This is a genomic window from Streptococcus sp. DD11 (assembly GCF_001578865.1).
Classification (GTDB): domain Bacteria; phylum Bacillota; class Bacilli; order Lactobacillales; family Streptococcaceae; genus Streptococcus; species Streptococcus panodentis.
Map to the genome: position 1 here is coordinate 1 of NZ_KQ969421.1, position 687 is coordinate 687.

Sequence of the window (687 nt, forward strand, 5' to 3'; positions counted from 1 at the left end):
TCCTATGCGGGAGGCCGGGATCTCAGGAGTCTGACCCGGGTGGACTATGTCATTGTCAAAACTCTATCTGGAATGGCGATGCCCATTGATGCAGAGCCGCAAGCCATTGAAAAGGACATTGGCAAAACTTGATTAGAAAAGACAGGGAGACCTGTTTTTTTACTTGTTCTGCTTTGATATAATAGAATACCGTTGACATGAAAGGGTTTTCGGTGTATATTTATATTAGGAATTGCTGTTGAAGAACGGGATGTCAATTACTTTAGTAATTACAGGAGTAGACAGCTATGTCCTGTCAAGTCTGGGAGTCATGCCTCAAGAACTTTTCTTCATGGTCTCCAAAGATTTGATTGACAAATACCGCTGGATTTCGCAGATTCAGTACAATGGCATGCGGGTCAGCAAGCGGATGCTCAGATACCATGGTGTTGACTGGTGATAAGTGGTTTATAAGACCAAGTTAGCCAGTAAAAGACAAGAAACCCGAATATCAACCGCTTGATATTCGGGTTTTTGGAAAAGTAAAGAGAGAATGAATATGAAAAAAGCAAAATGCCGGCACCAGCTGTTTGACTACGAGGCCGACTATGCCATCTGCCCGGCCTGCGGCGAGCCCATTGCAGAAAATATGCCGGCTGATCCTAACTTCAAGCTGCAGGTGATTCGGCGGAGTCGGAAGTATAAAAG

The 687-nt window shown here is 44.5% G+C and carries 1 protein-coding gene; it reads left to right on the forward strand.

Annotated features, from left to right (window positions below; translation table 11 throughout):
* Window positions 1-250 precede the first annotated feature (250 nt).
* Window positions 251-439: a hypothetical protein gene (locus STRDD11_RS13200; RefSeq protein ID WP_128837675.1), complete on the forward strand. Its 189-nt coding sequence runs from the start codon at window positions 251-253 to the stop codon at window positions 437-439.
* Window positions 440-687: the final 248 nt, after the last annotated feature.

Coding starts and splice junctions, on each gene's coding strand:
- STRDD11_RS13200 (WP_128837675.1), top strand. CDS start 251: ATGTCAATTACTTTAGTAATTACAGGAGTAGACAGCTATGTCCTGTCA.